Genomic DNA, 18,535 nt, shown 5'->3' on the forward strand with positions numbered 1-18,535 from the left:
CGGCATGGAACAGAAGTAAAACGTCATAAATTAGCAGCAAGTGGACCTGTATGCAGAGATCACCAACTATACTAAATGGGTATTCTCTGTGAGAAAAAATTAAGGAGATGTCATGATGTCAATTAATGCTAAACGTATTACCGCCGCAATGCTGGCTGCCACTTTAGTGCTGTCTTTAAGTGGCTGTTCAAACTGGTCTAAACGCGACCGTAATACTGCTATTGGTGCCGGTGCCGGTGCAATCGGCGGTTCTGTTCTGACGAACGGCAGCGGTTTAGGTACCGTTGGTGGCGCTGCCGTTGGCGGTATCATTGGTCATCAGATCAGCAAGTAGTTTTTACTAACCATTATAAGAAACTGTTCTGGCTTAACGCAGCGCATCTGATAACAAAAAAGGCCGCGAATCCCGCGGCCTTTTCTTTTGAATTTTTCCTGAGCGCCAGTCTGATTAACCGCCAGCCAGCTTAACTTTCATGCCCTTTGCTTCCAGCAAGCTTTTAAGCAGGTCGCGTTTATCACCCTGAATCTCAATCACGCCCTCTTTGACTGCGCCACCGCAGCCGCATTTCTTCTTAAGTTCGGCCGTCAGTCTGGACAGCTCAGCATCATCCAGCTCAATGCCGGTAATCAGGCAAACACCTTTGCCTTTGCGCCCGCTGGTCTGCCGCTGAATACGCACCACGCCGTCACCTTTGGGACGCTGCACCTTTTCTTTGGGCTGTTCAATGCGGCCGCTGTCGGTAGAGTAGACTAAACGGCTGTTGTCGTCGTTCATGATGGCTCCTTCAGCGATGCCAAAATATTTTGCAGCGCTTGCGCCGGGTCGTCAGACTGCGTAATAGGACGACCAATCACCATATAGTCAACGCCCGCGCGCTGCGCTTCTGGCGGCGTCATAATCCGACGCTGATCGCCTGCGGCGCTGCCTGCCGGGCGAATGCCCGGCGTGACCAGCTTGAAATTCTGGCCAATGGCCGCTTTTAACCGCTCCGCTTCATGAGCGGAACAGACCACGCCATCAAGACCACAGTCGTTGGTCAGGCGCGCCAGCCGCTCAGCATGCTCTGCCGGAGAGAGATCGATACCGATATCACGCAGATCTTCGGCTTCCATGCTGGTCAATACGGTAACCGCAATCAGTAAAGGCGCATCTTTACCAAATGGCAGCAGCGCCTCGCGTGCTGCGGTCATCATGCGCCTGCCGCCGCTGGCGTGGACGTTAACCATCCAGACACCGAGATCGGCAGCAGCAGCCACCGCATGCGCGGCGGTATTCGGAATATCGTGAAATTTAAGATCGAGGAAGATTTCAAAGCCGCGCTGTTGCAGGTCGCGCACCAGCTGCGGACCAAACAGCGTAAACATCTCTTTGCCAATTTTCAGGCGGCACGATTGCGGATCGATGCGGTCGACAAAGGCCATTGCGCGTTGGCGATCGGCATAATCCAGCGCCACCAGAATCGGCGAGTCGTTTACAGTTTGAGGTGATGACATGAGAAAACCCTCTGACGGTGTAGCACCAGCATGGCGCAATGGATAAACGGCAAGCATTCTACCTGCGCCGCGCCCAGGTTTACAGCGCAAGCTGGTAGTAAATCGCAGAGCAGGGAAAAACTCTCTCGCCCCTGCCAGGCCGCATATCAGCCCGGTGGCTAAAATGCGCACCGTGATAAACAACATGATTCATAGTATGTTGTAACTAAAGCCGGTAACAAAAAATTCCCGCTGCCGGGAATCTCTGTTTACTGGCCGTCCAATCCACGAATCGGCTTCACCGACGACCAGGCGCGGCACGAAGGACAGTGCCAGTAAAGCGCATGAGCGGTAAAACCACATTTATGACAGCGATATCGCGGCTTAGTACGAATTTGCTCGCCAACCATATCCCGCAGCACCATCAGGCTGTCTTTCGCCCTGCCGTCTTCCGCCTCGTGCAGGTGGAAATCCATCAGGCGGTGAAAGACGCGCATGGTCGGATGGCGCTGCAATTGCCGGTTAATATACACCTGCGCCACCTCTGCGCCCTCCTGCCGCTCCAGAATATCCGACAGATAGAGTTCAGCCGCAGCGCCCGTGTTCTCTTCAACGCAGCGTTTCAGGTAATCCGTCCAGGCCTGCGGCTGATTCAACCGCTGATAACAGGTTTCCAGCATTTCCAGCGTTTCACTGACCAGCTCTTTATCCTGCTCAATCACCCGCTGGAGATGATTAACCGCTTTGGCATTTTCCCCCTGCGCCATCAGAATGCGCCCCATCATGATCGACACCCTGGCGCTCTGGCGATCCGCCGCCTCAGCTTTGTGCAGCAGACTCATCGCGCGGTCGAGATCGTCACTGGCCATCGCCTGCAGCGCCAGTTCACAGTAAAAGTGGGCGATTTCCATCTTTTGACGGTCTTTACCCAGTTTCACCAGCCGCTCGGCCACCTCAATCGCTTTCTGCCAGTCGCTGGTAGCCTGATGGATCAGCAACAGCTGTTGCAGCGCACCCACGCGGAAGTCGGTCTCATCAATCAGCTGACCAAACATATCTTCCGCACGGTCATACATACCGGCAACCATATAATCACGACCGAGCTGCTGAATAGCCAGCAGGCGCTGATCGTAGGTCAGCGAAGCGCTCTCCATCAATGACTGGTGAATGCGAATAGCGCGATCCACTTCGCCGCGCGAACGAAACAGGTTGCCGAGCGTCAGGTGTGCTTCCACCGTACCGCTGTCCTCTTTCAACATATCGAGGAACAGATCGACCGCCTTGTCCTGCTGATTTGAAAGCAGGAAGTTTACGCCGGTAACGTAGTCTCGAGACAGACGGCTCGCTTCCTGTTGCTTATCCTGTTGCGCACTCCGGCGCCCCATGTACCAACCATAGGCGGCAGCAACGGGCAGTAACAGAAACAGCAATTCAAGCATGAGTGGTTATTCCTTGACGGCAGGAACGCGTGACGTTGTCACCGCTGCATCTGCCTCGCCCAGCTGCTGCTGAAGGCGTTTGAGCTTGCGTTGGGAATTTGCCAGTGCAACGCGCACACGCAGCCAGAACAGACCGCAAATCGCCCAGCCGAGTAAAAAACCAACCGCAAACAGTGTGGCCAGCAGGGTGGAAATTCGGTACTCGCCCGCCGCCAGCAGGTAGTTAAATGATACGACCTGATCGTTATGTGCACCCAGCGTCACCGAGATGACAAAAATCACCAAAACCAGTAAAAAAATCAGCAAATATTTCACGTTTTGTCCCGTAATTTGGTGTTAACCAAAGAATTATGCCAAAAAATTCGAGCGGATGCTGCATGTTAACAGTTAAAACATCCGGTCCTGCAGGAATAAGCCCCCGGCCCCACACTCTATTGAATGGTTATGGGGGCGCAATGAGCCTTTTTCAATTACCGGCGGCATCTTCACGCTGAGCTATCTCACGCTGCTCCTGCGGCGGGATAGTCAGCGGCCCACAAATGCGTTGCGCCAGCCAGCAGGCGAGCGTCACCAGTAACCAGCTGATCAACGTTGCCACCACTAAATCTCGTGGCCAGTGCATCCCCAGCAGCAGCCGGCTGCCCATCACACCACTGGCCCATACCATTAGCAGCAACACGGTTTTGACATGGCGACGCGGCCATAATAATCCAACCCCCAGTAACGCCCAGCTGGCAGCAAACATAGTATGGCCAGAAGGAAATGCAAAACCGGTTTCAAAAGCCCAGTGTTTTTTTAACCACGGCGGCAGCTCAGTGTCATTTTCCAGAAGCCCGGTCACCTTATTACCCCGCTCTTTATGTTTAAGTGCATAAAACTCCTGCTCATTAACGCCGTGGGTTTTCTCTAACCACAGCACATAAGGACGAGGTTCCTGCACCTGCTGTTTGATAAACGACTTGGTATACTGCCCTACCAGAATAGCGGCTATCATAATAGCTAACAGAAAGACGGCAGGCTTTGGGCGAAAGCGCAGACACCATAAAAACCAGCCACAAAGCAGAGTGCTGGTCAGAATGCCCCATGGACTGGTCACGGTTTCGGTCACCCAGAACAGCGCCCGTAGCCACCATCCACTGGCTCCCGGTTGCCACTGCCAGCCTGAAATCCACACCGCCAGCGGCATAATCATTAACAACAGCGCACCAATAGCGGTACGCTTGGCGATATCTAACATAGTTCTTCCTTGTGCAGCATTATGCATAATTTATTACATAAAATTAACAAGCTAACTATCAGGTTGCTTATCGTGCCTTTGTGCATTTAAATTAGCGCAATTCAGAGAATGAGCCTGACAATTATGGCAAAATAGTCGGGTTTTTATGAATCATTTTGCCAGATCCGCCAGTGACACACGGATCTGAGGCGATGTTTGCGGAGAGTCACATGCAGCTTAAACGGGTGGCAGAAGCCAAACTGCCAACGCCATGGGGAGACTTCCTCATGGTTGGTTTTGAAGAATTGGCAACCGGGCACGATCATCTGGCATTGGTATTTGGCGATATTACCTGTAATGATCCAGTTCTTGCACGTGTTCACTCTGAATGCCTGACCGGCGACGCGCTATTTAGCCTGCGCTGCGACTGCGGCTTTCAGCTGGAAGCGGCGCTGAATACCATTGCCGAAGAGGGCCGTGGCGTACTGCTTTATCATCGTCAGGAAGGGCGTAATATCGGCCTGCTGAATAAAATCCGCGCTTATGCGTTACAGGATAAAGGCTACGATACGGTAGAAGCTAACCATCAGTTGGGCTTCGCCGCTGACGAACGCGACTTCACACTGTGCGCCGATATGTTCAAACTTCTCGGCATCAATGAAGTCCGCCTGCTGACCAATAATCCGCGTAAAGTGGAGATTCTTAGCGAAGCGGGCATCAATATCGTTGAGCGCGTACCGCTGGTGGTTGGGCGTAATCCAAACAACGCCCACTATCTCGACACCAAAGCGGCCAAAATGGGCCATTTGCTGCCGAAAGAATAAGCATCAACAGCCGGAGAAATCCGGCTTATAGATTGCGCGCCACGCCAACGCAGAGTAGCCTGCTTCAAAATCATCCTTTCAGCTGTATCGCAGCGGTTAAAGTCCGTTATCAATATGGGCAATGTAATCCACTGCATTTCCCCGTTTCTCAATATGCGTCACGCTAAAACCAAAACTCTCCGCCAGTCGCTGTATTAGTTTTCCATTTGGCGTTTGCGTCAGAAAAATCGCTTTCAGCTCCTCGCCCTCTGCATTGGCCGCCAGAATTCTGGTCTGCGGATTGATAACCAGGCGTTGCTCAATCCTGTCAGGCATAATGCCGTAAAAACCCTGCTGACGGGCAATGAGGTGATACTGATATTTCACCAGGTCACTCATAAAAAAACGCTCATCGGGATCTCGTTCCATGGACCAGATAATCCATTGGTCTGGATGGTACTCGGCATTCAGTCGGCTGTTAAAACCGCGCTGATTATTTATGGAGATTATCTGGTTACTATTGAGCTGATGAATGTCATGCGTCATTTTTGTCGGATCGCCGATCAGTGCCATTCGCTGTTCACCGGTTAACACCTGCCCTGCTGATGCCATTTCGCGACCCGCAGCCTCTGCGCCACCGCTCAGTCCAATATGGCGAAGAGCACCCAGCCGCCGACGCAGCCCGTCAGTAACTGCGGATAATTTCCGGTAACCCGCCACGCTAAGTCCGGCCCCAATGGCGAGCACTCCGGCGGCAAACGCGAGCCACCCGAGCGCTGTCGAAAGCTGTGGATGATGAATTTGCGTCAGCGCGCTGCCCAGCCCGCTGATATCCGCCAGTGCATTGGCCGCACCGGTCAACAACGGCATCACCGCCACAGACTCCAGCGCGCTGCTGAGGCTTCCGGCCGCCACCAGCGAAGCACCTCCGGTCCAGATCGCCGCAAGCATGCCCAGAAGACTCAGTCCTATCCCCAACCCAACCTGCCAGCTGAAGTGGCCGGACGGATCGACCCGGTTTATCGGATCGCCAATACAATAGCTGTAGCCGTTAATACCCCCGGCACCGAACGGACTGATACTGTCCGGACAGCTAAAGCGCATTAGCGGCGGATAATAAGCACGATAGCCGTTACCCGGATGATAAGCCCCGCTTAGCGCATCGCGCCGCAGGCCGGTAAAACTCAGTAGTTGCTGATTCATCACTGCTTTCCCTGATAACAATTAAGTTCAGCAGCCACTACAGCGCAGAAGCGCCATCAGAAACAAATCACACTTATCACCGGCTGACAGCGGCCACAGTGTGAAACATGGCAGATAAAAAAAGCCCGCTACAGTGAAGCGGGCTTTAACCGGATGATCGTCAGCGGAATTTAATCGCGCAGCATATTACGAATCACATAATGCAGAATGCCGTCGTTACGGTAATAGGTCAGTTCATTACCGGTATCAATACGGCAACGAGTGTTTAAGATCTCCTGAGAGCCATCGACGCGCGTCAGCGTGACTTTCACTTCACCACCGGCCTGCAGTTGCGTCAGGTTTTCCACATCAATCTGCTCGTCGCCGGTCAGATTCAGGGTTTTACGCGTGACTCCCTGTGGAAACTCAAGCGGCAAAATCCCCATGCCGATCAGGTTCGAACGGTGGATACGTTCAAATGACTCGGCGATAACCACGCGCACGCCTTGCAGGCGAGGCCCCTTCGCTGCCCAGTCACGACTGGAGCCAGAACCATACTCTTTACCGGCGACAATCGCTAACGGCACGCCTTCCTGTTGATAAAGCATCGCGGCATCATAAATATCCAGCTGCTGATTGCTGGGGATATGGCGCGTTACCCCACCCTCAACACCCGGCACCATTTCATTACGAATACGGATATTGGCAAAGGTGCCACGCATCATCACTTCGTGGTTACCACGACGCGAACCGTAGGAGTTAAAATCGCCGCGCTCAACGCCGTGTTGCAGTAAATAGCGGCCAGCCGGACTTTCCGCTTTGATACTGCCCGCCGGAGAAATATGGTCAGTCGTCACCGAGTCACCGAGCATTGCCAGGATCCGCGCGCCTTTGATGTCTTTTACCGGGGCCGGTTGCTTTTCCATATCATCAAAGAACGGAGAGAGACGGATATAGGTTGATCCCTGATCCCAGTCATAGGTCGCCGCCTCGCTGACCTTAATTTGCTGCCACTCCGGCGTGCCTTCAAATACTTCGGCATACTCTTTATTAAACATATCGGTCGATACTTGCTGCACCGCTTCAGCAATCTCTTCCGGGCTTGGCCAGATATCTTTCAGAAACACCGGTTTACCGGTTTTATCATGGCCCAACGGATCGGTTTGCAGATTAATATTCATATTCCCGGCCAGTGCATAAGCCACCACCAGCGGCGGTGATGCCAGCCAGTTAGTTTTCACGTAGGGATGAATACGTCCTTCAAAGTTACGGTTACCCGACAGCACCGCACCCACCGTCAGATCGCCCTGCTTGATTGCGTTTTCTATTGCTTCCGGTAACGGCCCTGAGTTACCAATACAGGTGGTACAACCGTAGCCGACCAGGTTAAAACCCAGTTTATCCAGATACGGGGTTAAGCGAGCCACCGCCAGATAGTCAGAGACAACTTTCGATCCCGGTGCCAACGACGCTTTCACCCACGGCTGCCGATCAAGCCCCAGCTCTACGGCTTTTTTCGCCAGCAGGCCAGCTGCCATCAGGACGCTGGGGTTCGAAGTATTGGTGCAGGAGGTGATGGCAGCGATAACCACCGCGCCATCTGTAAGTTCACGCTGCTGGCCTTTATCGTTGTAGCGAATGGCTTTATGCGGTTTCAGCGTCTGATTGACTTCCAGCTCGTTGCTCTGCTGGAACGCGCGCGGGACATCGCCAAGCGCAACCCGATCCTGCGGGCGCTTCGGCCCCGCCAGGCTGGCCTCGACCGTCGCCATATCCAGCGCAAGGGAACTGGTAAACACCGGCTCGTCACCGGGGTTACGCCACAAACCCTGCTGTTTGGCATAGGCTTCGGTTAACGCCACCTGCTCGCTGCTGCGACCGGTCAGCGTCATGTAGCCGAGGGTAATATCATCAATCGGGAAAAAGCCACAGGTCGCCCCATATTCCGGCGCCATATTGGCAATAGTGGCACGGTCCGCCAGCGGCAAATCATCCAGACCGTCACCGTAAAACTCGACAAATTTCCCAACCACACCATGCTTGCGCAGCATCTGGGTGACCGTCAGCACCAGGTCGGTTGCGGTAATACCGGCACGTAGCTTGCCGCTCAGTTTAAAACCGACAACGTCAGGGATCAGCATCGAGACCGGTTGCCCAAGCATCGCCGCTTCCGCTTCAATACCGCCAACTCCCCAGCCCAGTACGCCGAGTGCATTGATCATGGTCGTGTGGGAGTCGGTGCCGACCAGCGTGTCGGGATAAGCGACTTCATGACCGTTTTGCTGTTCGTGCCAGACGGCCTTACCGAGATATTCGAGATTGACCTGATGACAGATGCCGGTACCGGGTGGCACCACGCTAAATTTATTAAAGGCTTTCTGACCCCAGCGCAGGAAGACGTAGCGCTCGTGATTACGCTCCATTTCCAGCCGCACATTCTCTTCGAACGCATCATCATCGCCAAAGCGATCGACCGTCACCGAGTGGTCAATCACCAGGTCAACCGGAGACAGTGGATTCACTTTAGCCACATCACCACCCAGACGTTTTACTGCCTCACGCATCGCGGCCAGATCGACCACTGCCGGCACGCCGGTAAAGTCCTGCATCAGAACGCGTGCGGGTCGATAAGCGATTTCGCGATCGGCATGGGCATTTTTCAGCCAGCCGGCCAGCGCCTGAATATCTTCGGCGGTCACTGAGTCGCCATCCTGCCAGCGCAGCATGTTTTCCAGCAAAACTTTCATAGACTTAGGTAATCGGGAGATATCACCGAGCTGTTGCGCGGCAAGAGGAAGACTAAAATATAGGTACTGCTGACCATTCACTTCCAGTGTGTCCTGGCTGATTTCGCGTAAAGTTAACGACATGACTCCTCCTTTTTTATTTTGCTTCAAACAATAACCCGGCTGATAACAAGGTTAGTGTTAAAGATAGTACAAACGGGAGTTAACGTTTTGATAACAACACAAAATGACAATATCAGTAACAGGTTTAAAAACAAAAACGCCCCACTGATATTCATCAATGAGGCGTTTTTTAAACATTAATGCATTTTTAATGCATTATTACCCATGCAACACTGGCCCAGATCGCCATTGAAAAAGCACAGGTGGTTATCCATGAAATCGGTGCAATATTCATTATTAACTCGCTCAGACCGCTAACCGGCCAATCATACGTACTACTTAAATCAAATCGCCTGCGGTCGAATTGATTTTACCGTTTGAAATGATGTAATCATCAGAGCATTAAGTTACCCGGCCTGACAAAGCAGAGTCGCCTGGGGTTCGGGACTTATATACTGATAGCGCCCGCAGCATGGGTCAAAAAACATACTGCAAAGGCTATTCTTGGTTTTTATCAAACATTGATTCGATAAAGTCACGCTGCAGTTCACTCAGATTCCAGGATGCAGGTATCGCCTGCTGATGGCTCTGTTTACTGGTCTTACAGCAACCGGATTTTATCTTGCTCAGTTGCTGAGCTTTAACGCCACGCGTCTGTTCCATCATATCAAAACCCCCTAGCTAAAAATTAATCCTGCAACACCAACCCAAAACAGCGCTGATACGGCAAACACAGCCAACCATGAAGCACGGCGAGTAAGGCCGCGACGCTGATGTCTGGCAGTTTTCTCCCCTGTTAAGGGCTGTACTGTAAATTTCGTCGCCATAGTTTTTGATAATCACTCTCAACAGAACGATTGTTAACACCAATCAAGATTTTAAGACGAATCCTAAACACATTGCGTCGCAAAATCCAGCGGTTTTTACTGTATGCAGCGATTGGTGCGCTTTATCAAAACATTTAAAGCTCACGGCTGAAACACACTCAGTTTGTAAATATTAATAATACATTAACTCAAATAAGTTTATAAAAACTCCAGTTACCTTTCGATTTTTTAATAACATTCCCGCTTAACACCTTGCCAAACGGCTGGTGTTATCTGGCATTAACTGGAGTATGAGAATAGTCCTGGCTACGTGCAAAGTCGGCCAGTTAGAAATGTGTTCTGTTTCGCATTTAGGCAATAACAAAAGATAAACATGTGATACATGTTTCATTAATGTAAAAAAGCGCCACAAGTTTTTATCATATCTGCTGCCAGTTATACGCGGCTTATAAAAAAGGCCGCTTTCGCGACCTGATTTCAGATTAATAAATAATCACCAGATTATTTTGCTGGCAGCTTAATGTCTTTAAACATCGCTTCGATGTCTTCATTTGACCGCAACGCCACCGCAGCATCCACCACGTCACGCGTTAAGTGTGGCGCAAAACGTTGAATGAAATCATACATATAGCTACGCAGGAAGGTGCTTCGGCGGAATCCAATTTTGGTGGTACTGAAGGTAAAGATATCCGTCGCTTCAATGCGCACCAGATCAGGATCGGAGACCGGGTCCACCGCCATACTGGCTATCACCCCAACGCCAAGCCCCAGACGCACATAGGTTTTAATCACATCTGCATCGGTGGCGGTAAAGACGATACGTGGCGTCAGGCCTGCGCGATTAAACGCGGTGTCCAGCTCTGAACGTCCGGTAAAGCCAAAGGTATAGGTAACCAGTGGATACTCAGCCAGCTCCTCGATAGAAACTTTACTTTTTCCGGCTAAAGGATGATCGGGCGTCACAACAATGGCGCGATTCCAGTGATAGCAAGGCAGCATAATCAAATCGTCATACAGATGCAGGGCTTCGGTGGCGATAGCAAAATCGGCGTTGCCCTTTGATACCGCTTCAGCAATTTGAGTTGGCGAGCCCTGATGCATATGCAGTGAGACGCGAGGATAGCGCTCAATAAAGCCTTTAATCACTCCCGGCAAAGCATATCGCGCCTGAGTATGGGTAGTGGCAACATACAGTGAGCCTTTATCCGGCCAGGTGTGTTCACCGGCAACGGATTTAATCGCGTCAACTTTCGACAACACTTCACGGGCGATGCGGATAATCTCCTCACCCGCTGGCGTCACCTGAGTAAGATGCTTGCCACTGCGGGCAAAGATCTGAATCCCCAGCTCATCCTCCAGCATTCTGACCTGCTTACTGATGCCCGGCTGTGAGGTGTAAAGCCCTTCTGCCGTTGAAGAAACGTTCAGGTTATGGTTAACCACTTCAACGATGTAACGCAGCTGCTGCAATTTCATTAGTTCGATTCCATCCAGGTTTGTAGCAACACGCCGAATACCGGCGAAGACCGCGGCAGGAGTGTTCAGGCGGTGGAATCGCTGAGGTTTACGGTTTAATGCAGTGAGAATTGATAAAAACTGTTTCTATAACAACTATATCATTTTAAAGAAATATGTATAGCGTTTAGATATAAGGCGGTGGGATTATGCTGATTGAAAGATTAAACGGGCGACAAACGTGCCGCCCGTATCGGTAGTTACTTTTTGGTGACCTGCCATTTGCCGTCAACAAAGAAAGCGGACCAACCGGTGGCTTTGCCCTCTTTTTCTGAGCTGACATACTGCTGCTTGGTTTTGCGGCTAAAACGCACCACGGTTTTGTTACCGTCGTCGTCCGCAACCGGCGCATCAGCCAGATAACTTAACTTTTCTGGCAGACGGTCTTTAAAGCGTTTCAGCTCTTCAACCAGCGGCGCACGCGTTTCCCGCGATTTAGGGAAAGTGTTAGCGGCAAGGAATACCCCGGCAGCACCATCACGCAGTACAAAATACGCGTCGGACTTCTCGCAAGGCAGTTCTGGTAAGGGTACCGGGTCTTCTTTTGGTGGTGCCACATCGCCATTGCGCAAAATCTTGCGGGTATTTTTACAGTCGTCGTTAGTACAGGCCATGTATTTACCGAAACGTCCCATTTTCAGGTGCATTTCAGAACCACATTTCTCACACTCAACAATCGGGCCGTCATAACCCTTAATGCGGAATTCACCCTGCTCGATCTCGTACCCATCACAGCCTGGGTTGTTACCACAAACGTGCAGTTTACGCTGCGGATCGATCAGATAACTGTCCATGGCGGTGCCACATTTCTGGCAGCGACGACGGGCACGCAGCGCATTGGTTTCCGCATCATCCCCTTCCAGAACATTAAGAACTTCATTTTCCGGAATCAGGTTAATGGTCTGCTTACAGCGCTCTTTCGGCGGTAAAGCATAGCCAGAACAACCGAGGAACACGCCGGTGCTGGCGGTACGAATGCCCATTGCACGGCTACAGGTTGGGCAGTCGATGGAAGTCAGCACCATCTGGTTCGGCTGCATGCCGCCCTCTTCAGGATCTTTTTCTGCCTGCTCCAGCTGCTCGGTAAACTCACCAAAGAACTTGTCCAGCACGCCTTTCCACTGCGCCTGATTATTCGCCACTTCGTCGAGGCTGCTTTCCATATGCGCGGTGAAATCGTAATTCATCAGCTCACGGAAGTTGGCTTCTAAGCGGTCGGTGACGATTTCACCCATTTTTTCAGCATAGAAACGGCGGCTTTCCACCCGCACATAGCCACGATCCTGAATGGTCGAAATAATCGATGCATAGGTAGACGGACGGCCAATGCCACGTTTTTCCAGTTCACGCACCAGCGATGCTTCGCTGAAACGGGCTGGCGGCTTGGTAAAGTGCTGGCTTGGCAACAGTTGCTGCAGGCTCAGTTCATCACCGACATTAACCGGTGGCAGCGTACGATCTTCATCGCCCTTACGCAGCGCCGGCATCACTTTTGTCCAGCCGTCAAAACGCAGAGTACGGCCTTTCGCTTTCAGTTTGAAATCAGCGGCTTCAACCGTCAGCGTGGTGGAGTCGTACTGCGCTGGCATCATCTGACAGGCGACAAACTGACGCCAGATCAGCTGATACAGCTTCTGCGCATCGGCTTCCATATCTTTCAGATGATCGGCCTGCACGCTGACGTCTGAAGGACGAATCGCTTCGTGCGCTTCCTGTGAATTATCTTTGCTGGCGTAGGTATTGGCATCTTTCGGCAGATATTTCGCGCCAAAGCTGCTTTCAATAAAACCGCGCACCATGCTGACCGCATCCTGACTCAGGTTGGTGGAGTCAGTACGCATGTAAGTGATATGACCGGCTTCATACAGACGCTGGGCCATCATCATGGTTTTTTTCACGCCGAAGCCCAGACGGGTGCTCGCGGCCTGTTGCAGCGTTGACGTAATATACGGAGCGCCAGGTTTGCTGCTGGTTGGCTTATCTTCACGATCGGCCACCACATAGCGCGCTTTCTCCAGCAGGCTTACCGCCGCTTGCGTCTGCTCGCCGTTGACCGGACGGAAAGGCTTATCGCCCTGATGCGTGACCTGCATCGGCAGATCGCTGCCTTTTGGCGTGGTCAGGTCGGCAGCCAGCTCCCAGTACTCTTCTGGCACAAACGCTTTAATTTCGCGTTCGCGCTCGACCACCAGACGCACCGCAACCGACTGAACGCGACCCGCAGAGAGTCCGCGCGCAATTTTCTTCCACAGCAGCGGAGAAACCATATAGCCCACCACGCGGTCCATAAAACGACGCGCCTGCTGAGCGTTAACCCGGTCGATATTCAGTTCACCCGGCTTCTCAAACGCCTGGCGAATCGCATTCTTGGTAATTTCGTTAAATACCACGCGGCTGTAGCGTGATTCATCGCCACCGATCACTTCCCGCAGGTGCCAGGCAATGGCTTCCCCTTCGCGGTCAAGGTCGGTTGCGAGATAGATGTGGTCAGCATTTTCAGCGAGCGACTTCAGCTCGGCGACCACTTTCTCTTTACCGGGCAAAATCTGATAATTGGCTTCCCAACCATGATAAGGATCGACGCCCATACGACTCACCAGAGCCGCTTTTTCGTCTTTTTTAACCTTTTTCTTGGGAGCAGCTTTACTGGTTGTAGAGTCAGCGCTCTTTTTAACTGTTGAACCACTGGTCGGCAAATCGCGTATATGACCCACGCTGGACTTAACCACGTAGTCATTACCGAGATATTTATTGATTGTTTTGGCCTTTGCCGGGGACTCAACTATTACGAGAGCTTTACCCATATTTACCTTTACCTAATGAAAACTTCCGAATGTAGTGACGGCGCTTATCGATAACTTTTACAGCGCGATAATGATATTGCAGCGGGGTTTAGCGTTTTCAACCCTGCTCTGCTCACCGGTAATCAGCCCAATAAACATACTGCCAACATGCTGATTAAGGAGATTATTTACAAAAAATTTCGCGTCTGCAGGTTCGCCGATTAGCCCTTTTTTACGCTCGGAACCTGAAACGCCCACACTGTACCTGATAAAATCTGTTACGCAACTTAATTAGCATCTCCGACAATTTTCCGCCAGCCAGAGAAGAATGTTCACCGGCAGCAAAAATCTTGCCGCGAGTTTGCGGTTCTGCATTGCTGGCAAGTAATATAGAAGGAAATCGCTATTTGTAAAAAGGAGTGCAAAATATGTACGAAAACACCCAACCGATTGAACGTGAGCCATTACTGGAAATAGCCAATGCGTTGATTGTGGAACATCAGGATTATTTTACGGGTCTTCAGGCAACCGACGTTGAACAAAACGGCGATATTTTGGTGTTTCGCGGCGAATATTTTCTTGATCAGCAAGGCCTGCCGACCAGCAAAAGCACGACGGTATTTAACGTATTTAAATTTCTAGCCCAGCAGCTTTCATCACAGTACCACCTGAAATCATAAGGCCCGGAAAACCGGGCCTTCGCGGGCTTACAGCAGCGGCTTCTCGCCCCGCTGCCATAACTTCAGCAGCAGCCGCTCGGTACTGGCCGCCGCGCTGCTGGTGAAGCGATCCATCATGCGCTTACGGCGCGCATAGCGCACGGCGATGACTTCAAACTGATCCATCTGCGCGATAATCAGGTCATCGCTGGTGCCAATGCCGTCGATCAGACCTTTTTCCAGTGCCTGGCTACCAAACCAGTGCTCACCGGTCGCCACCCGATCGATATCCAGCGTTGGGCGCATCTCATGAACAAATTGCTTAAACAGCAGATGGGTTTCATTGAGATCTTCACGGAATTTTTCCCGCCCCTGCTCGGTGTTTTCGCCAAACAGCGTCAGCGTGCGTTTGTATTCACCGGCGGTATGCAGTTCGACATCAATATCATTACGCTTTAGCAGACGATTGAAGTTAGGGATCTGAGCCACCACGCCGATCGATCCGATAATCGAAAACGGTGCAGCGACGATACGATCGGCGACGCAGGCCATCATGTAGCCACCGCTGGCCGCCACTTTGTCCACCGCCACCGTCAGGCGAATGCCCTGCTGACGCAAACGTTGCAGTTGAGAAGATGCCAGACCATAACCGTGCACCACCCCGCCCGGGCTTTCCAGCCGCAACAACACTTCGTCACCGGCGCTGGCTACCGCCATCACTGCCGAAATCTCTTCGCGCAGCGACGCGACTTCCCCGGCATCCATACTGCCTTTAAAATCAAGCACCCACAGCGTCGACTTGCTGCTTTCGCTTTTCAGTCCCTGCTTCGCGCGCTGCTTCGCGGCTTTCGCTTCCAGTTTCTCTTTTTTCTTCTGCGCCTTTTGCCACAGTTTCTGATCGTGATGTTTCATCTTTGCCAGCGTCATATCTTCCTTCATCTCGCGATACTGATCGCCAAGATGAGTGACCTTCAGCTGACCACTTTGCGCGCGCTTACGCTGAGCCAGGTTAACGATAATGATGCCGATCGCCGCGATAGCGACCACAACCGTCACGGTTTTGGCTAAAAAAAGTCCATAATAAGAGAGTAGTTCCACTCAATCCGCCTTGATTTACATAGCATTAGGGCCAAAGCACTATTTTAGCTGACTCAATGCGGTTCGTCGCCTGATTCGCGCGCAACGTCACCAAATTGCGCTGCTGTTACATTGAATTCACCGGCTTTTTCAGGCATAAAGCAGTTATTCAGTACGCGCCGCCTGCTGCTATCCTGATGCGGCGCGCCACTTACATCGCCTGAGGACCACGCTGTGCACTATCAACCTAAAAGCGATCTGCTAACCGATCGAATCATTCTGGTCACCGGCGCCAGCGACGGCATTGGCCGGGAAGCTGCTCTGACCTATGCCCGTTACGGCGCCGAAGTGCTGCTGCTGGGGCGTAATGCGCAGAAACTGCAATCGGTCAGTGAAGAAATCAGCGCGTTGGGCAAGAAACCGGCGCGCTGGTTTACACTGGATCTCGACAGCGCCACGCCGGAAAGCTGTCAGCAACTGGCCGGGACTATCAGCCAGCACTATCCGCGCCTCGATGGCGTGCTGCATAACGCCGGGCTGCTGGGCGATATCGTGCCAATGACCGAACAACAGCCGGAAGTCTGGCAACAGGTGATGCGGGTTAATGTCGATGCGACTTTCTTCCTCACTCAGGCCTTGCTGCCCCTGCTGCTGAAATCTGACGGCAGCTCGCTGGTATTCACCAGTTCCAGCGTCGGTCGCACCGGTCGTTCAGGCTGGGGAGCATATGCAGTATCAAAATTCGCCACCGAGGGCATGATGCAGGTGTTGGCTGACGAATATGACAGCCGCCATTTACGCGTTAACTGCATCAATCCGGGCGGCACCCGCACGAAAATGCGCGCCAGCGCGTTCCCAGAAGAGAATGCCAATAAATTAAAAACGCCAGCGGATATTATGCCGCTCTACCTGTGGTTGATGGGCGATGACAGCCGTCGCAAAACCGGTATGACCTACGACGCGCAGCCGGGTCGCAAAGCCGGAGCCGCAGAATAATGGCCGCAGACGATCGCCATAAACAACGTCAGCAACGCCTGAAAGATCAGGTTGATGCACGCGTGGCGGCGGCGACAGAATCCCGCGGCATTTTGATGGTGTTTACCGGCAATGGTAAAGGCAAAACCACCGCCGCATTTGGCACCGCGACTCGCGCGGTAGGCCATCAGAAGCGGGTAGGCGTTATCCAGTTTATTAAAGGCGAATGGCCGAACGGTGAACGCAATCTGCTGGAGCCGCATGGCGTGGAGTTTCAGGTGATGTCGACCGGGTTTACCTGGGATACGCAAAACCGCGAGACCGACACCGCCGCCTGTTTACAGGTATGGCAGCATGGCAAAAGAATGTTGCAGGATCCGGCGCTGGATTTAGTGATCCTCGACGAGCTGACGTATATGGTGAGTTTCGACTATTTGCCGTTAACTGAGGTACTGGAAGCGCTGCAACAGCGGCCCGCGCATCAAAGCGTGATCGTTACCGGACGCGGCTGTCATCGTGAGATTATTGAACTGGCGGATACCGTCAGCGAAATGCGACCCGTTAAACACGCCTTTGACGCGGGTATTCAGGCTCAGCAAGGAATTGACTGGTAGAGGTAAGTTAGCGGAGCAGCGAGCATGCTGCCCCGTTAATACAATCGCGTTCTAAGGACGACGACGGCTGGCAGGCTTCGCCGCTTTCGCTGATGAACGGCGATTAGTGGTGGTGCTCACCTGGCTATGACGCTTGACCGCACGACGAATCTGATTCGCCTTAGTACGACGGCGATCTTTCTCCACCGGCACTTTGCTGACGGTTTCTGGTTTCAGACCCACCAGCTCACGCAGGTAGTTAGTCGGTTGCAGATCCAGCTCGGTCCAGCCGCCACGCGGTAAACCTTTTGGCAGATTAATATCGCCGTAACGCACGCGAATCAGTCGACTCACCTGCACACCCACCGCTTCCCACAGACGACGCACCTCACGGTTACGTCCTTCAGTTAACGTGACGTTGTACCACTGGTTAATCCCTTCGCCACCAGCAAACTTGATGGTTTTAAATGCCGCAGGGCCATCTTCCAGCTGCACGCCACGGCTCAGCTGACGAATTTTATCTTCATCAATCTGGCCAAAAACGCGCACTGCGTATTCACGCTCAACTTCCTGGCTCGGGTGCATCAGGCGATTCGCCAGCTCACCGTCGGTGGTAAACAGCAGCAGACCGCAGGTATTAACGTCAAGACGTCCTACCGCAATCCAGCGCGCTCCGCGCAACTTAGGCAGGCGATCAAATACCGTTGGACGCCCTTCCGGGTCGTTACGGGTGCAAAGCTCACCTTCCGGCTTGTAATACGCCAGCACACGGCAAACTTCGGTCGCTGACTCATTAATAGAGACAACATGACCGTCAATACGAATTTTAAGGGTTTTATCAAGCTCAACACGGTCGCCAAGTGTTGCCAGCTTACCATCGACGCTGACACGTCCCGCAGAGATCATGGTTTCGATTTCACGACGTGAACCGTGACCGGCACGCGCCAAAACTTTCTGTAACTTCTCGCTCATAGAGCAGCCTCACTGTCGCCTTCCCAGGCGTCATGGATGATAGTCAATTCGGCCCTGACAGAGTGGTACGCTTTAGACTGCAAATATAATAAAAACAGCGTGTTAATACTCAACGTCTTTCAGGGGAAAGGCATTCTACACTAAGTTGATTACCATTGATAATGATTCAATC

The 18,535-nt window shown here is 52.3% G+C and carries 18 protein-coding genes; 5 read left to right on the plus strand and 13 right to left on the minus strand.

Translation table 11 applies throughout. The features are described 5' to 3' along the window. Window positions 1–115 precede the first annotated feature (115 nt). On the plus strand, window positions 116–334 hold the full coding sequence (gene osmB, locus RIN69_RS12420; protein ID WP_313857734.1) for an osmotically-inducible lipoprotein OsmB: 219 nt from the start codon (window positions 116–118) through the stop codon (window positions 332–334). 114 nt (window positions 335–448) lie between these two features. Here the strand turns inward: osmB and yciH are convergent, their stop codons facing one another. The 5 genes from yciH to pgpB form a co-directional block, all read right to left on the minus strand. After that, on the minus strand, window positions 449–775 hold the full coding sequence (yciH, locus tag RIN69_RS12425; RefSeq protein WP_313852155.1) for a stress response translation initiation inhibitor YciH: 327 nt from the start codon (window positions 773–775) through the stop codon (window positions 449–451). Beyond that, window positions 772–1,494 (minus strand): orotidine-5'-phosphate decarboxylase, encoded by a 723-nt coding sequence (gene pyrF, locus RIN69_RS12430; RefSeq protein WP_313852156.1) that lies wholly within the window; start codon window positions 1,492–1,494, stop codon window positions 772–774. The genes yciH and pyrF overlap by 4 nt, the downstream gene beginning before the upstream one ends. A 248-nt stretch (window positions 1,495–1,742) precedes the next feature. Further along, window positions 1,743–2,912 carry a lipopolysaccharide assembly protein LapB gene (gene lapB / locus RIN69_RS12435; protein ID WP_313852157.1) on the minus strand — a complete coding sequence of 390 codons (1,170 nt, stop codon included), beginning with the start codon at window positions 2,910–2,912 and terminating at the stop codon, window positions 1,743–1,745. Window positions 2,913–2,918: 6 nt separating this feature from the next. Beyond that, window positions 2,919–3,227 (minus strand): LapA family protein, encoded by a 309-nt coding sequence (locus tag RIN69_RS12440; RefSeq protein WP_313852159.1) that lies wholly within the window; start codon window positions 3,225–3,227, stop codon window positions 2,919–2,921. Window positions 3,228–3,378: 151 nt separating this feature from the next. Beyond that, a complete protein-coding gene (gene pgpB / locus RIN69_RS12445; protein ID WP_313852160.1) occupies window positions 3,379–4,149 on the minus strand; it encodes a phosphatidylglycerophosphatase B in 771 nt (256 codons plus the stop codon). A 209-nt stretch (window positions 4,150–4,358) separates the two neighbouring features. On the opposite strand from pgpB, the gene ribA reads away from it, so the two are divergent. Continuing rightward, window positions 4,359–4,952, plus strand: a complete 594-nt coding sequence (gene ribA / locus RIN69_RS12450; protein WP_313852161.1) for a GTP cyclohydrolase II — start codon at window positions 4,359–4,361, stop codon at window positions 4,950–4,952. A gap of 96 nt (window positions 4,953–5,048) precedes the next feature. Here ribA and RIN69_RS12455 read toward each other — a convergent pair whose 3' ends face one another. The 6 genes from RIN69_RS12455 to topA form a co-directional block, all read right to left on the minus strand. After that, window positions 5,049–6,134 carry an RHS repeat-associated core domain-containing protein gene (locus tag RIN69_RS12455; RefSeq protein ID WP_313852162.1) on the minus strand — a complete coding sequence of 362 codons (1,086 nt, stop codon included), beginning with the start codon at window positions 6,132–6,134 and terminating at the stop codon, window positions 5,049–5,051. Between the two features lie 170 nt (window positions 6,135–6,304). Further along, window positions 6,305–8,983 carry an aconitate hydratase AcnA gene (acnA, locus tag RIN69_RS12460; RefSeq protein WP_313852163.1) on the minus strand — a complete coding sequence of 893 codons (2,679 nt, stop codon included), beginning with the start codon at window positions 8,981–8,983 and terminating at the stop codon, window positions 6,305–6,307. Window positions 8,984–9,460: 477 nt separating this feature from the next. Continuing rightward, window positions 9,461–9,628, minus strand: a complete 168-nt coding sequence (locus tag RIN69_RS12465; RefSeq protein ID WP_313852164.1) for an AraC family transcriptional regulator — start codon at window positions 9,626–9,628, stop codon at window positions 9,461–9,463. Between the two features lie 11 nt (window positions 9,629–9,639). Further along, a complete protein-coding gene (locus tag RIN69_RS12470; RefSeq protein WP_313852165.1) occupies window positions 9,640–9,789 on the minus strand; it encodes a YmiA family putative membrane protein in 150 nt (49 codons plus the stop codon). Window positions 9,790–10,290: 501 nt separating this feature from the next. Beyond that, window positions 10,291–11,265, minus strand: a complete 975-nt coding sequence (cysB, locus tag RIN69_RS12475) for an HTH-type transcriptional regulator CysB (protein WP_313852166.1) — start codon at window positions 11,263–11,265, stop codon at window positions 10,291–10,293. Window positions 11,266–11,504: 239 nt separating this feature from the next. After that, a complete protein-coding gene (gene topA / locus RIN69_RS12480) occupies window positions 11,505–14,108 on the minus strand; it encodes a type I DNA topoisomerase (protein ID WP_313852167.1) in 2,604 nt (867 codons plus the stop codon). A gap of 407 nt (window positions 14,109–14,515) precedes the next feature. On the opposite strand from topA, the gene RIN69_RS12485 reads away from it, so the two are divergent. Continuing rightward, window positions 14,516–14,767: a DUF2498 family protein gene (locus RIN69_RS12485; protein ID WP_313852168.1), complete on the plus strand. Its 252-nt coding sequence runs from the start codon at window positions 14,516–14,518 to the stop codon at window positions 14,765–14,767. Window positions 14,768–14,794: 27 nt separating this feature from the next. On the opposite strand, the gene sohB is transcribed toward RIN69_RS12485, so the two are convergent. Continuing rightward, a complete protein-coding gene (gene sohB / locus RIN69_RS12490; RefSeq protein WP_313852169.1) occupies window positions 14,795–15,844 on the minus strand; it encodes a protease SohB in 1,050 nt (349 codons plus the stop codon). Window positions 15,845–16,057: 213 nt separating this feature from the next. Between sohB and RIN69_RS12495 the strand changes: the two genes are divergently transcribed. Beyond that, window positions 16,058–16,819, plus strand: a complete 762-nt coding sequence (locus RIN69_RS12495; protein ID WP_313852170.1) for a YciK family oxidoreductase — start codon at window positions 16,058–16,060, stop codon at window positions 16,817–16,819. Next, a complete protein-coding gene (cobO, locus tag RIN69_RS12500; RefSeq protein WP_313852171.1) occupies window positions 16,819–17,412 on the plus strand; it encodes a cob(I)yrinic acid a,c-diamide adenosyltransferase in 594 nt (197 codons plus the stop codon). The genes RIN69_RS12495 and cobO overlap by 1 nt, the downstream gene beginning before the upstream one ends. A 51-nt stretch (window positions 17,413–17,463) precedes the next feature. Here the strand turns inward: cobO and rluB are convergent, their stop codons facing one another. Beyond that, on the minus strand, window positions 17,464–18,363 hold the full coding sequence (gene rluB, locus RIN69_RS12505) for a 23S rRNA pseudouridine(2605) synthase RluB (RefSeq protein WP_313852172.1): 900 nt from the start codon (window positions 18,361–18,363) through the stop codon (window positions 17,464–17,466). Between the last annotated feature and the right edge of the window lie 172 nt (window positions 18,364–18,535).

This window comes from Winslowiella toletana (assembly GCF_032164335.1).
Lineage (GTDB): Bacteria > Pseudomonadota > Gammaproteobacteria > Enterobacterales > Enterobacteriaceae > Erwinia > Erwinia toletana_A.

Bases quoted from the DNA above. Each gene is read 5' to 3' on its own strand.
- osmB (WP_313857734.1), top strand. From the start codon at position 116: ATGTCAATTAATGCTAAACGTATTACCGCCGCAATGCTGGCTGCCACT.
- yciH (WP_313852155.1), bottom strand. From the start codon at position 775: ATGAACGACGACAACAGCCGTTTAGTCTACTCTACCGACAGCGGCCGC.
- pyrF (WP_313852156.1), bottom strand. From the start codon at position 1,494: ATGTCATCACCTCAAACTGTAAACGACTCGCCGATTCTGGTGGCGCTG.
- lapB (WP_313852157.1), bottom strand. From the start codon at position 2,912: ATGCTTGAATTGCTGTTTCTGTTACTGCCCGTTGCTGCCGCCTATGGT.
- pgpB (WP_313852160.1), bottom strand. From the start codon at position 4,149: ATGTTAGATATCGCCAAGCGTACCGCTATTGGTGCGCTGTTGTTAATG.
- ribA (WP_313852161.1), top strand. From the start codon at position 4,359: ATGCAGCTTAAACGGGTGGCAGAAGCCAAACTGCCAACGCCATGGGGA.
- RIN69_RS12455 (WP_313852162.1), bottom strand. From the start codon at position 6,134: ATGAATCAGCAACTACTGAGTTTTACCGGCCTGCGGCGCGATGCGCTA.
- acnA (WP_313852163.1), bottom strand. From the start codon at position 8,983: ATGTCGTTAACTTTACGCGAAATCAGCCAGGACACACTGGAAGTGAAT.
- RIN69_RS12465 (WP_313852164.1), bottom strand. From the start codon at position 9,628: ATGATGGAACAGACGCGTGGCGTTAAAGCTCAGCAACTGAGCAAGATA.
- RIN69_RS12470 (WP_313852165.1), bottom strand. From the start codon at position 9,789: ATGGCGACGAAATTTACAGTACAGCCCTTAACAGGGGAGAAAACTGCC.
- cysB (WP_313852166.1), bottom strand. From the start codon at position 11,265: ATGAAATTGCAGCAGCTGCGTTACATCGTTGAAGTGGTTAACCATAAC.
- topA (WP_313852167.1), bottom strand. From the start codon at position 14,108: ATGGGTAAAGCTCTCGTAATAGTTGAGTCCCCGGCAAAGGCCAAAACA.
- RIN69_RS12485 (WP_313852168.1), top strand. From the start codon at position 14,516: ATGTACGAAAACACCCAACCGATTGAACGTGAGCCATTACTGGAAATA.
- cobO (WP_313852171.1), top strand. From the start codon at position 16,819: ATGGCCGCAGACGATCGCCATAAACAACGTCAGCAACGCCTGAAAGAT.
- rluB (WP_313852172.1), bottom strand. From the start codon at position 18,363: ATGAGCGAGAAGTTACAGAAAGTTTTGGCGCGTGCCGGTCACGGTTCA.